The organism is Nocardia callitridis, assembly GCF_039543305.1.
In the GTDB taxonomy this organism is placed as follows: domain Bacteria; phylum Actinomycetota; class Actinomycetes; order Mycobacteriales; family Mycobacteriaceae; genus Nocardia; species Nocardia callitridis.
Genome location: NZ_BAABJM010000006.1, coordinates 54,909 through 67,505, shown reverse-complemented (window position 1 = coordinate 67,505; position 12,597 = coordinate 54,909). Strand labels below are relative to the sequence as shown.

Here is a 12,597-nt window from a genome sequence, read left to right as displayed (position 1 = left end):
AGCCGAAAACGCGAGGAGTAACCCGGTGGAACGAGCGCCGAGACAAGGGCGTGGTGGCAGATCCGCCCCGACGATGGACGACGCCACAGTCCCGATCCCGCAGGTCGGCGACCGTTGGCCGCAGCGTCGCGAGCCCACACGGGCGGCCAAACGGCGCGCGGCACCCAAGCGGCGGCGTAGTCGCGGCGCCCGCGCGGCACAGGTCGGCATTCGGGTGATGTCGGTCGCGTGCGCGCTGACTGTGCTCGGCGGGACCGGATTCGCCTGGTCGGCGAAGTCGAATTTCGATCAAGGCTTCACCCGGTCCGACGCCATCGGCGCCGACGAGCCCCACTCGCTCGGTGGCGACCTGAACGTGCTGCTCATCGGTCTCGACACCCGAAAAGACCTCAACGGCAACGATCTACCGCAAGAAGTGCTTGACCAGCTCCACGCGGGTGACAGCGACAACGGCGGCTACAACGCCAATTCGCTGATCCTGCTGCATATTCCGGCGAATCTGGAGAAGATCGTCGCGTTCTCCATCCCACGCGACAACTACGTGCCCGTCACCGGGATCCCCGGCTACGATCACGCCAAGATCAAGGAGGCCTACGGCCTGCGCAAGGCGGTCGCACAGCAGAAGCTGGCCGACTCGGGCGAGGACGATCCGGTCGAACTGGAACGCCAAGGCAGGGAGGCGGGCCGCGCCTCGATCGTGTCGACCGTGCGCAACCTGGTCGGTGTGCCGATCGACCGTTTCGCCGAGGTCTCACTTGCCAGCTTCTACGACTTGGCCACCGCGCTCGGCGGAGTGGACGTGTGCCTCAATCACGCGGTCGATGACAGCTACTTCTCCGGAGCCGTGTTTCCCGCGGGGCCACAACACCTCGACGGCGCCCAATCGCTGGCATTCGTACGCCAACGCCACGGCTTGGAGAATCAGGACCTGGATCGCACACACCGCCAGCAAGCCTTCCTCACCTCGATCGCCAAGTCGCTCAAGGATTCCGGCACCCTCACCAACCTGAGCAAGTTGTCGGACCTGATGGATGTCGCACACCGTGACGTGGTGCTCTCCGACGGCTGGGATCTCCTGGATTTCGCGCGCACGATGGGCTCGGCGGGCGCGATCCCGGTCGAGTTCCGCACGCTTCCGGTGTTGCGCTTCGACGTGGTCGACGGCCAGGACGTGAACATCATCGACCCCTCGGCGATCCGCAAGGAGGTGCGCACCGCGTTCGGCGAGCAACAACCGGAGGCCGACGTGCCGCACACGCCGACCAGCACGGTCGATGTGTACAACGCGGGCGGCGTCAGCGGATTGGCGGGCGAGTTGTCGAGCGCGTTGACCGAAAAGGGTTACGAACCGGGCGAACTGGTCACCGACACGATCCAACCCACCTCCACCATTCTCTACGGCCCCGGCGGCAAGGACGACGCCGAGCAGTTGGCTTCGACGCTCGGTGCCGTCGCGCTCACGGAGTCACCGAAAGTGGAAGCGGGACATGTGCGGGTGGTAATCGGCAGCGATTTCAGCATGCCGAGCGAACTCACCGCGGAATCCACCGGCGTCGGCGCGGAAACCAGCACGCAGACAACGGCGAACGAGCCGGCGCCCGATCACGGCACACCGGTGACCACCACCATCGGTAACACCGTGCCCTGCGTCAACTGACTCGGGCGCGAGCGACTACACCGTCGACCAGCTCGAATTCCGGCGCCGACGTCACCGAGTCTTCGAGCTGGAGTACTCGTTGCGCGACCGGCTGGACTCCTGGGCTCGCGAGGCGGGATCCTTCGCACCGGCATGCGCCAGACCCTCGAACGAATCACAGCATTCGTCGGGCCAGAACTGACGGCCGAGCCGCAGCGTCAGACACCGGTGACCGTCGCGGCGGGTCGGTCGCGATGTACCGGTCCGTGCGGTTGCTCGCAGTGCGTTTCGAGCACAGGCAACAGGCTGTGTGATCGCTGCGAGGTCGAGGAGACGAGCGCGCTGCTGTGGTCGACCTGCAGTGTGGTGTGGGTGATGTCGTAGTCCCGCGCGAGGGCACGCTCGATCTGCTGGCGCAGGCCGTGGCAGTCGGCGCCCGATTCGACGAGCACGTGCGCGGACAGGGCGATCTCGCCCGAGGTGATCTGCCAGATGTGCAGGTCGTGCACCTCGTCGACGCCGTCGAGGTCGATCAGCCCGCGCCCCACCGCATCCGGGTCGACACCCGAGGGTGCGGCTTCGAGGAAGATGCGCGCCGAGTCCCTGGCCAAGCCGTACCCCGCGCGGACCATCAGCGCCACCACCACGAGGGTGGCGATCGAGTCCGCGCGCGCGAATCCCGTTGTCAGCACCACGATCGCGGAGATCGCCGTGGCGATGAATCCGTACAGGTCGTTGACGACGTGTTGGAAGGCACCTTGGACATTGAGGCTGGAACGGTTGGCCTTGCTGATCGCCCAGACGGCGATGACATTGACGACCATGCCGACCAATGCGGTCACCAGCACCAGTCCGCCGGTGACCTCCGGCGGTTCGAACAGTCGGCGAATCGCCTCGTAGGTGAGCCAGCCGCCGAGCAACAGCAACATGAATCCGTTCGCCTGGGCGGACAGGATCTCGACGCGTTTGAGCCCGAAGGTGTAGAGCCCGCGCGCGGGTCGGGCGGCGAGCCGAATCGCGGCCAGCGCCAGGACGATCGCCGCGGCGTCGGTGAGCATGTGCGCGGCGTCGGAGAGCAACACCAGCGAGTTGGCCATGACCCCGATGACGACCTCGACGGACATGAACCCGAGAATCAGGCACAGCGCGACCGTCAACCAACGCCGATCGGCGTTCGCCGCAACGCCGTGATCATGACCGTGGTGCTGTCCCTCGGCCTTGTGCCGATCGTGCGCACCTGCGTGCCCATGCCTCGACACCGGCCGTTCCCGTCCAGACGCCCCGTCGATCGTCATCACCACCCGCTCTCTCGCCAACAAGATCCCTGACACCACCATTATGAACCATTCATGCGCATATCTGCATCCATGACCGACCTTAGCGTACCCTACATTCCCCGCAAGCCCCAGACCCTAGAGCCTGCTGCCGCAGACATACCCCGATCCCACCCACACAGAGACACACACCGCCCCAACACCAGTGCCAGTGCCAGCCGATACACCCCCATCCCCACCCGAACACGCCCGGCAAACGCCCACCACCAACCATCAGCGGCAACGACGCTCACCGGGCGCTCGAACCAACCCCAGCACTAACGTCAGACCGTGACCTCGACCCGCTCCGGCACCGGGTTCGTGCTCACAGTGACCTCCACCCGACCGGCACCGGAGTTGAAGTCGACGTACCGATAACCGGCGACGTCGGCCTGATCCACGTCGGCGGGATCAGCCGGTTCCGCATCGTCACGCTGCTCACCGATGGCGGCGAACGCCGTGTCCTCGTCGGCCACCTGCGCCGCTGCCGCCGAAGCGATGGTCAGGTCTCGGCTGCCCGTCTCACCGGTGTCGAGATTTCGCCAGGTCGCGGTGACCGGCGCCGCACACGAAACGTCTTGGTTCTCGGCGACGAACCGCAGCACCACCCGCACGTCGGCGGCCGAGGGCTCCTGCTGCGCCTCGACATCCGCAGCCGGTGCCATGCCCGCGACGGCGCTGGCGGTGCCGACACAGTCCGGCGCGACCGTCACGAGGTTGTCGTCGAAACGGGCGCGGTTATCGGCGGGATCGCCGAGCGCGGGCCCCGCGGCAACGATCAAGGCGGGCACCGCGAGAATCCCCACACCGAAACGGCGAGCGAAAGTACGCACATCGGTCATGAAAATCGATCCTCCTGAAATCGTTGGAATGTTGGCATTTCACGATGGTCACCGGAGGTTCGGAGCACAGAGCTCTCCCCGAGATCGTCGAGCACGACTTCGGGGTTCGCGGAATCGCTCGGATCGAGCGCATCGGACTTGTTCGCACACCGAATCATCCGGATGGGCGGATCAGCGGATCGCTTCCGAGCCTATCTCGGCCCGCGCACGCCAGGCAGGCGATCGCTCGAGGTCCGCTCAAGGTCGTGGACTGACCAGGCCAGAGGCGTGCGAGGTCAATTCTGATACGAGGCGACACCCACCGGGCCGGTGCCGACACACAGGTCGAGACCGGGCGTCGCGGCGTCGACGACGAGGCCGGAACCGGCGCCGGTGACCCGGACGAAGACCGTGTTGAGACCCTGGTAGACCGGCACCGTCACCGGATCACCTCGTTCGTCGAAACCGATGTCGATCGCGCCGTCACGGTTGGCCAGATAGTTCAGCTGTGCGGTCCACCCATGGTCGAGCATGGGACCGTCGAGCGCGAGCCGGGTGGGGTGTCCCGCCGCAACGCGATACCCGCAGTCGGGATCGGGGCCGGGCACGATGCCGCGATTCCACCAGACCTGCGCGTCGACGAGCCGGCCTTCGTTGGTGATCATCCGCAGCCGTGGTGTCCAGTCGGCGAAGGTGCCGGCTTCGGCGTACGGACCGAATACCGTGCTGGTGAGATTTTGCGGAAAAGCGATGGGGTTCAACACATTCCACGGCATTTCCTGGTCGAGGATCGGTGCGCCGTCCCACTGATCGAGTGCGGATTTCACGTTGCCGACGTAGTCGTCGGTCGGGTTGTCCGACCACGAACGCACGAAGGTGTACGTCGACCACAGGCTGCTGGCGGTGAACAGCATCGTCACGGTGAGCGCGACGGGCGCGAGCGCACGCATCGGCCGACCGCGTGGGCGAGCCAGCAACAGCAACGCACCCGCCGCCGTGAGCACCACCGCGACGTCGGCGAGATACCGCAGTGACTGCATGAGCTCGGCCGAGGTGTCGGGCCCACCGCGCAGCAGCGCGATCGGCACCTGGGCGCCGAGCACGTAGACCGCCAGCAGCAGCCAGACCGGCCACACCCGGGCTCTCGCCCGAATCGACAGCGCCACAACCACCGCCAATACCGCCCAGCCCAAGACGACGACCCATCCCGGCGGGTCCGCCCACGGCGTCGACGGCAACCACCGCTCCCACGCCCACGGCCCGCCGAGCAGGGTCGGCACCACCCCCAGTGAGGTCGCGCTGTGCAGCAGATCGCGCAACCCGTCGCCGTTGGTGCGCACCGCCGACACATCGATCATCAGGTAGCCGACCAGCCAACAGATCAGCGCGAGAGCCGATCCCGCCCACAGCAGCGCACCCCGGTGCGCGACCGTCCGCAGCGGGGCCGCGCCCGCCTCGACGTAGCGCGCGAGCGCCGCGACGGCGAACGCGACGAACGGCACCACCACCGACTTCTCGAAGAACAGCAGTGCGAGCACCACCGCGAGGATCCCCGACAGCGCGTAGCGCCGACGCCCGGTGCGCACCAGCAGCATCGCGTCACCGATCACCCAGGCGAGCGCGATCTGCAAAGGCAACGCGTTCAATGCGGCCGCCCACCAGGTGAATGCGGGCAACGTGAGCGGACAGAAGAGATAGAAGGCGAAGGGGACCAGGATCTTCCATCCGGCTCGGTTCGCCGCACCGCGCGCATCGGCACTGTCGGAATCCGCACCGCGTGGTGCGCCCACCAGCACGACAAGCATCCGCAGTACCGCCACCGACGCCGCCAGTTGCAACAAAAGCATCGACACTACCGCGGGCGCCCATCCCAGCGGCGCGATCGCGGTCACCAACCAGGCCAGCGCGAATGCCAGCGGCATGAAATGGCCGTCTTGGTTGTGCAGCAGCAGATCCGCCGACAGCAGCGGATAACGACCGGCACGCCCGATGAGAATCAGATCGTCCCAGTAGAAGTAGCCGCTGCCCGCGACGGTGCCACGGACCACCAACTGCACGACGATCAGCGCGACCGCCGCCGAGAGCACGGGTCGTGCCAGCAGCATCGTGCGTACCGATCGATTCTTCGGCGTCGGCTCGACCACCACCGATCGTGGTGGGGCGTCCAACGTCTGATCCATGGCACCCCACCCTAGTGTGGTGTGCGGCGTTCCCGACCGGGGATTCGAGACCGCGCACCCCGCCACCCTTTCGGTGCACCATCCGCGCGATCAATACAGTGGTCTCGTGATTCGCACGGCAGCACTGGCCCACGTTCGGGACCGTCGCCTGTTGCAGGCGCGTTCGATCGGCAAAAACGTCTTCTACATGGCGGGCGGCAAGATCGACCCCGGCGAGACCCCGGTGCTCGCACTCCATCGCGAGGTCCGAGAGGAACTGGGTGTCGGGGTGCGGTCCTACACCGAACTCGGCATTTTTCGAGCCGAGGCCTATGGCCATGCGCCGGGCACGCCACTACACATGACCTGCTTCACCGCCGAACTCGACGGTGAACCGACGCCGACCAGCGAGATCGCCGAACTGCGCTACTTCACCATCGCCGAATACGCGGCGATGGAGCACGTGGCGCCCGGTTCGATGCTGGTGTTTCGCAAACTCCGCGAGCTCGACCTGATCGACTGAGCCCGCGGTCACGGATACCGCGGGAACGCCGCACGAGCGGTAGCCGCGGCCGACGACATGCGACAGGACCGGCTGGATGAGACGGTCCTCGGCGTCACCGCTGCCCGCTGAGCGATTCAGCGCATCGCACAGCGCGAGCTCGCGGTGTCCCACAGCGCCTTCTCCCAGTCGTCGGCCGCCGAGGCTGGAACTACCTACGCCGCAACAGGATTCCTCGAATGAACGCCGCTTGGCCCGCGTGCTGGATGTCGTCGTCGACCACGCTGATCAGTCGCACACCCAAGGTGACCGGCGGGTCCCAGCGGGTATCGATGACCTGGCCGAGGTCCGCATCGACAAGTCCGGTGACGTAGTCGATCGTCCTGGTGTGTACGTCGTCGTAATAGTCGCGCAGCAGTTTCGCCGAGACGCCACCGAGACGGCCGACGTCGTCGGGGTCGTCGCCATATCCCGTCGCCGACTCGTCGAAAGGCAGATCGAAGCGCTGCTCCCACTGCGCGGCGATCCATGCCTGCTCGGTGCCAGCCACGTCGGCGACGTGATCGTCTTGCACCCTGGTCAGGTGCCAGACCAGCCAGGCGATGGAATTGGCTTCCTCGTCGAGCCGGGCAGCCAGCTCGTCCTGGCTGAGCCCCTCCAGTACCCCGTGCACGTGTTCGCGGACCCGACCGAATGCGTCGACCAACAACTCAGCGCTCGTCATGACCCCATGTAATCACTCGGTCGGCGCGCGTCATCGAAAATCCTTGGAAGTCGCGCTCGGCATTCGCTAACCTGCCGTGCGATGAAGTGATGTCGATACGCCCTCGCTCGCACACGACACCGACCGGACGCGGCTCGAGCGTCGTGTGTTTCGCCTATCCCCATCACAAAGATCGGATCACCATGACCGACACCGATTTTCCGTACCTCGTGGCCGACCGGTTGGCCGCACTGCCACACGTGCACGCCGTCGCGTTGGGCGGTTCGCGCGCCCAGGGCACCCACACTCCCGACAGCGACTGGGATTTCGCCCTCTATTACCGAGGCACGTTCGACCCCGAGCACCTGCGCGGAATCGGCTGGCCGGGCGAGGTCTGCGAGCTGGGCGCGTGGGGCGGCGGCGTGTTCAACGGCGGCGCCTGGCTCACCATCGAGGATCGACACGTCGACGTGCACTACCGCGACCTCGACGCGGTGGAACACGAGATCGACCGCGGCGAACAGGGTCGATTCCACTGGGAGCCGTTGATGTTTCATCTCGCCGGTATCCCCAGCTACCTGGTCGTGGCCGAACTCGCGCTCGGGCAGACGCTGCGCGGCACACTACCGCGACCGGGATTCCCCGCAGCGCTGCGCTCGGCAGCGCACACGATGTGGCGTGATCGTGCCGTGCGCACTCTGCGCTACGCGGAGGGCGCTCACGTAGCGCGCGGGCACGCCACGGAATTCGGCGGGGCCGTGGCCGTCGCCGCACTGGAGAGCGCACACGCGGTGCTCGCGGCGCGCGGCGAATGGGTCACCAACGAGAAGCGCCTGCTCGAGCGCGCGGGTCTGCGCGAGATCGACGAGATCCGCACCGAGCTGCGCGGTGATCCGGCGGCACTGGCGCGCACGCTGACCGCGGTCGAGGCGGTACTGGTCGGAGCGATGCGGTGCGCGGTCCGCGACGGGAACAACCGCGAATCGCCGTACGCCGCCGACGAATAAGCGCTGGTAACCGGGGCATTGCCGCACCGTTCACCGAATGACCAGCAAGTCTGGTGGCGCTGGCCCTGCCCCGCTGCCAGACTGGTGGCCGTGAATCGCATGTCCATTCGTTCGATCACCGCAGACCGGGGAGGCACATGGTGAGCGAGCTCGCTCGCGGGGAGAATCGTCCGGCACCCGCCGATCAACTGACGGTCACGGTGCGCAGTTCGGTCGGCGTCGACGTCTCGGCACTGTTGCTCGGCACCGACGGCAGAGTGCGGGCCGACGCGGATTTCGTCTTCTTCAATCAACCCGCCGCGCCGGGGGTCACCTATCGGCACGGTCGAGGCGCCGGCGACATGGTCGACGTGCGGACCGGCGAGGTTCCCGCCGACGTCGACAAGGTCGTGGTCACCGCGAGCCTGGACGGTAGCGGCCCGACCACCTTCGCCGGTGCCGACACCTTGGTCGCGACCATCGGATCCACCTCGGGCACACTGACTTTCCCGATGGCGGGCTTGAGCACCGAGACCGCCGTGGTGTGCGTGGAGATCTACCGCCGGCAAGGCGCGTGGAAGGTGCGCGCGGTCGGCCAGGGCTACGACAACGGGTTGGCGGGGATCGCCACGGCGTTCGGCGTGAACATCGATGACGAGCCGCAACCGGCACCGAACCAACCGGCACCGCAACAGGTTCCGCCGCCACCACCGCAGCAACCCCGCGCGCAGGGATATCCCGCACAGCAGCCTCGGCCCGTACCCCCGCCGCAGCAGGGCTACCCACCGCAACCCGGATACCAGGCCCAGCCCGGGTACCAACCACAGCCGAGCCCCGGCTACCACCCACCGGCACCCGCATTCCAGCAAGGAGCACAGCCCATGCACAGCGAGCTGTTCGACCCCGCCCACGCCGAAGTCAACGGTGTCGGTATCCAGAAGCAGGGCAGCAAGATGGCCAAGGTCGGACTCAACGGTGAGGTCATGGCCCGCGCCGGTTCGATGGTGGCCTACCAGGGCAATTTGGAATTCAAGGCGCTCGGTTCCGGTGGCATCGGGCGCGCGATCCAGCAGCGACTCACCGGCGAAGGCGTTCCGCTGATGCGCGTCACCGGGCAGGGTGATCTGTTCCTCGCCGACGCCGCCGCCGACGTGCATCTCATCGACCTGGACGGCAGCGACGGACTCACCATCAATGGCGCCAACGTGCTCGCCTTCGACTCCTCGCTCACCTACAACGTCCAGCGGGTGCAGGGCGTCGCGAGTGTCGCGAGCAACGCGGGGTTCTTCAACTGTGTGTTCTCCGGACGCGGTCGCATCGCCATCACCACCGACGGAGCACCGGTGGTGCTGAACGTCGACCAGCCCACGTACGCGGATCCACAAGCGGCCGTTGCCTGGTCGTCGAGCCTGCAGACCGGGATCAAACGCAACGACTCCTTCGGCCTGGGCAGGCTGATCGGTCGCAGCACGGGCGAGGGACTCACATTGTCGTTCTCCGGACGAGGTTTCGTCATCGTGCAACCCTCGGAATTGCCACCGGGCGGCCTGATCGGTGGCACCGGCGGCGGGCAGGACGCAGGCCAGCGCGGCGGCCTCTTCGGCTGAGTCGCGCACGCGTCCGCACCGCGCGCGACACGTACTGCGCTGCCGAAAACCCTGCGAAAGAACAGTATTCGTTGATCTTGCAGGGCGCGTCGACAAGGGAATTCCGCGAAATGAGACCGGGCATTCGGTCTCATTTCACCCAAGGTTCCGTAACGGCTGACCCCGAGTTTCCATAAATAGGGTGATGCTTCATGAAAAGCACTGGCGTTTCCGAATTTGGATATAGCCTCGTGGAGCAGCCGCTCCTGGAGGAACGACATGTCCACCATTACCGTCATCCGGCCGCTGGCGCCGAGCGAGGAGATATTCGCGAGTAGCCAGGTCCTCGTCGGCTACTGCACTCGAGTACTCGGCCGCGTGGATCTTCCCGCGCTCACGCGCGCGTTCGCCGCGCTGCATCAGGCCTATCCCCTGCTCGCCGCCGGATTACTCGAAGACACCGACGGCCGCCACATTCTCGTCGAATCCCCCGGTCCCGCACCGGTCGTCGATATTCGCGAGGGCGACCCCGACCAACTGCTGGTCGGTGCGCGCCTGGATCAGCGCACCGCGCTGGCGGCACTGTGTGTCGTACGCGCCGTGGACAACCCCGAGGATGCCAGCGTCACGCTGGTCACCCACCACGCCATCGCGGACGCCGCGCACTCCGTGGCTCTGGTCGGCCAACTCTGGGCCTGCTACACCGAATTGACCGAGGGTCGACCAGGAAATATTGCCCCACAACCATATCCGGGCACGGTCGAGCAACTCCTCGACACTCGCGGTGTCGCCAAGAGCGGCGACCCGACACGACGCGTGCGCGCGGCGGGCCCCCTGGTCGCCCCCGAGGTCAGTGACGACACCCCCTACGTGCTGCCGAGGACGGCGCGGTGCCGACTGACTCGAAGCCAGACCGCCGCGCTGGTCGAACTCGGACATCGCCGCCACACCACGATGAACGGATTGGCTTCCGCCGCAATCCTGCTCACCGAGGCCGAACTGCGCGGCCTGCCCCTGCACGAACTGAACTACACCTACTCCGTCGACCTGCGCACGCGCGTCACGCCGCCGATCGGTGCCACCGAGGGCACCAATGTGCTCGGCTTCGCCGACTTCGCGCCGACCACACACACCGGTGCGAACCCGGTGGAGTTGGCCCGCGCGATCAGCGACACGCTGTACGACGAACTCGGTGCGGGCCTCGTCCAACAATCCCCACTGCACATTCCCGATATCACCGCAGGTCCCCCGCCCGCCTCACCCGGAGTTGTCCTCACAACCAACTGGGGTCGGGTCACCGCGCCCCCGGTGCCACCGGCGTTGCGGGTCACCGATTTTCGCTCGATCATGATCGGCAAACCGGACAAGACCGGACATCGACTGCAACAACCCAGCGGCACCATCATCATCAGTACCTTCGACGACCGCCTCAGCATCGAGATCCATCACCCCGTAGAGACCACCGAGGAACAGCGACTGCGCGTCGGCCTGCTGATGACCCACCTGTGCGCGGCGCCACGCCGATGAAGGCGGCGCATCGCCTAGCGCTGCCCTGCGGTGGGAGCGCGTCGGGCGTGCGTATTCTTCTCGCGATACATCGCGGCGTCCGCGGCGTGCATGAGTTGGTCCGGCGCCGAGGGTAAGTCGGTGACGAAGACGGTGCCGATGCTGGCACCGACGCTGACCGCCGTGCCACCGATACCCATCGGTCGGGTCAGCGCCTTGCGCAGCGCGGCCGTGACGTCGGCCAAATGATCTTCGCTGGCGCACTTTTCGATGAGCACGATGAACTCGTCACCGCCCAGCCGCGCGACGAGGCCACCGATCGGCTCGACCACCGCTTGTAGCCTGCGACCCACCAGCCGCAGCACCCCGTCACCGATGCTGTGGCCCCAGTGGTCGTTGATCGCCTTGAAGCCGTCGAGGTCGAGGTAGCACGCGCCGACCGGTGGCATGGCTTTGGCGAGCCGGTCGAAAAACAGTCCGCGGTTGGGTAGGCCGGTGAGGCTGTCGTGATTGGCGTCGTGCCACAACCGGTCGGCGAGTTGCTTGCGTTCGGTGACGTCGACGGCGACGCCGATCAGGAATCGCACCCGACCCGTACTGTCGCGCACCGAAGACAGCGAGAGGTCGATGCTGGTCATGGTCCCGTCGGGATGCGTGTGGTCGGTTTCGAATCGAAAGCGATCGATCTCCCCGGTGAGCAGACTGCGCATTTTGCGGTAGGCGTCACGGGTGTTGCCCGCGGGCCCGATGAGGTCGCCCACCGAACGTCCCGGCATGAGTTCGGCGGGCATGCCTAGCATTTCGGCCAATGCCGCGTTCACATCGAGCACCCGGCCGGTGATGTCGACGGTGCCGATGCCGACCGACGCGCCCGCGAAGACGGCCTCGAACCTCGCCTCCCACAACTGCCGCCGCGATTCCGCCTCCTGCGCCGCCACGACCGTCGCCGCGAGGGTCGCTTGCTGCTCCGACAGCGCCGCGGCACGCAGTGCGCCGGTGAAACCCGCGGCGAACTCGGCGGCGACGACCACCGCGCGATCGCGGATGCGCCCGAATTCCGGACTCTGCTCGTCGGGACACAGGTCGCGCACCAGATCGCGACAGATCACCGACACCGAACGACTCACCGCCACCGCATCGCGATAATTCGCCGCGACAAGCACGGTCGCGACATCGCGGGCCAACGAAAGATCCGCGCGCTCCTGCACCACCGCGGACAAGGCACCGCAGAGATCGGCGAGGATGTTCTCGACCTGGGTTCGGGTCAGGGTGGGTGCCACCGCGCCGTCCAGTGCGTCGGCCCACCGCACCGCAAGCTCACGCGATCCCACTCGACAACTCCCTGCCCGATCCCGCTGGCGGGTTCAGACCTTACGTCCGGCGCG

At 66.8% G+C, this 12,597-nt stretch carries 10 protein-coding genes; 5 read left to right on the top strand and 5 right to left on the bottom strand.

Annotation, left to right across the window (positions count from 1 at the left end):
• Positions 1–73: 73 nt before the first annotated feature.
• The gene (locus ABEA50_RS24740; protein WP_345498314.1) at positions 74–1,657 is read left to right on the top strand and encodes an LCP family protein; all 1,584 of its coding nucleotides are present in this window, start codon (positions 74–76) and stop codon (positions 1,655–1,657) included.
• Positions 1,658–1,854: 197 nt separating this feature from the next.
• Here the strand turns inward: ABEA50_RS24740 and ABEA50_RS24735 are convergent, their stop codons facing one another.
• The 3 genes from ABEA50_RS24735 to ABEA50_RS24725 form a co-directional block, all read right to left on the bottom strand.
• Entirely contained in the window at positions 1,855–2,931 is a 1,077-nt protein-coding gene (locus tag ABEA50_RS24735; protein ID WP_425577716.1) for a cation diffusion facilitator family transporter, read from the bottom strand.
• A gap of 302 nt (positions 2,932–3,233) precedes the next feature.
• A complete protein-coding gene (locus tag ABEA50_RS24730) occupies positions 3,234–3,791 on the bottom strand; it encodes a hypothetical protein (RefSeq protein WP_345498312.1) in 558 nt (185 codons plus the stop codon).
• A 275-nt stretch (positions 3,792–4,066) separates the two neighbouring features.
• A complete protein-coding gene (locus ABEA50_RS24725; RefSeq protein ID WP_345498311.1) occupies positions 4,067–5,950 on the bottom strand; it encodes a hypothetical protein in 1,884 nt (627 codons plus the stop codon).
• 106 nt (positions 5,951–6,056) lie between these two features.
• On the opposite strand from ABEA50_RS24725, the gene ABEA50_RS24720 reads away from it, so the two are divergent.
• Positions 6,057–6,452 carry an NUDIX hydrolase gene (locus tag ABEA50_RS24720; protein WP_345498779.1) on the top strand — a complete coding sequence of 132 codons (396 nt, stop codon included), beginning with the start codon at positions 6,057–6,059 and terminating at the stop codon, positions 6,450–6,452.
• 190 nt (positions 6,453–6,642) lie between these two features.
• Here the strand turns inward: ABEA50_RS24720 and ABEA50_RS24715 are convergent, their stop codons facing one another.
• Positions 6,643–7,155, bottom strand: a complete 513-nt coding sequence (locus ABEA50_RS24715) for a mycothiol transferase (RefSeq protein ID WP_345498310.1) — start codon at positions 7,153–7,155, stop codon at positions 6,643–6,645.
• 176 nt (positions 7,156–7,331) lie between these two features.
• Here ABEA50_RS24715 and ABEA50_RS24710 point away from each other — a divergent pair, with 176 nt between their 5' ends.
• The 3 genes from ABEA50_RS24710 to ABEA50_RS24700 all read left to right on the top strand — a co-directional run bounded on the left by ABEA50_RS24710 (position 7,332) and on the right by ABEA50_RS24700 (position 11,233).
• On the top strand, positions 7,332–8,141 hold the full coding sequence (locus tag ABEA50_RS24710; protein ID WP_345498778.1) for a nucleotidyltransferase domain-containing protein: 810 nt from the start codon (positions 7,332–7,334) through the stop codon (positions 8,139–8,141).
• 137 nt (positions 8,142–8,278) lie between these two features.
• Positions 8,279–9,727, top strand: a complete 1,449-nt coding sequence (locus tag ABEA50_RS24705) for an AIM24 family protein (protein WP_345498308.1) — start codon at positions 8,279–8,281, stop codon at positions 9,725–9,727.
• A 258-nt stretch (positions 9,728–9,985) separates the two neighbouring features.
• Positions 9,986–11,233: a phthiocerol/phthiodiolone dimycocerosyl transferase family protein gene (locus tag ABEA50_RS24700; RefSeq protein WP_345498307.1), complete on the top strand. Its 1,248-nt coding sequence runs from the start codon at positions 9,986–9,988 to the stop codon at positions 11,231–11,233.
• Positions 11,234–11,247: 14 nt separating this feature from the next.
• Here the strand turns inward: ABEA50_RS24700 and ABEA50_RS24695 are convergent, their stop codons facing one another.
• Complete coding sequence (locus tag ABEA50_RS24695; protein ID WP_345498305.1) at positions 11,248–12,543, bottom strand: sensor domain-containing diguanylate cyclase; 1,296 nt, start codon at positions 12,541–12,543, stop codon at positions 11,248–11,250.
• Positions 12,544–12,597 lie beyond the last annotated feature (54 nt).

What these genes read in the sequence shown, in the direction of transcription:
- ABEA50_RS24740 (WP_345498314.1), top strand. Translation starts at nt 74, where the DNA reads ATGGACGACGCCACAGTCCCGATCCCGCAGGTCGGCGACCGTTGGCCG.
- ABEA50_RS24725 (WP_345498311.1), bottom strand. Translation starts at nt 5,950, where the DNA reads ATGGATCAGACGTTGGACGCCCCACCACGATCGGTGGTGGTCGAGCCG.
- ABEA50_RS24700 (WP_345498307.1), top strand. Translation starts at nt 9,986, where the DNA reads ATGTCCACCATTACCGTCATCCGGCCGCTGGCGCCGAGCGAGGAGATA.
- ABEA50_RS24705 (WP_345498308.1), top strand. Translation starts at nt 8,279, where the DNA reads ATGGTGAGCGAGCTCGCTCGCGGGGAGAATCGTCCGGCACCCGCCGAT.
- ABEA50_RS24735 (WP_425577716.1), bottom strand. Translation starts at nt 2,931, where the DNA reads ATGACGATCGACGGGGCGTCTGGACGGGAACGGCCGGTGTCGAGGCAT.
- ABEA50_RS24715 (WP_345498310.1), bottom strand. Translation starts at nt 7,155, where the DNA reads ATGACGAGCGCTGAGTTGTTGGTCGACGCATTCGGTCGGGTCCGCGAA.
- ABEA50_RS24730 (WP_345498312.1), bottom strand. Translation starts at nt 3,791, where the DNA reads ATGACCGATGTGCGTACTTTCGCTCGCCGTTTCGGTGTGGGGATTCTC.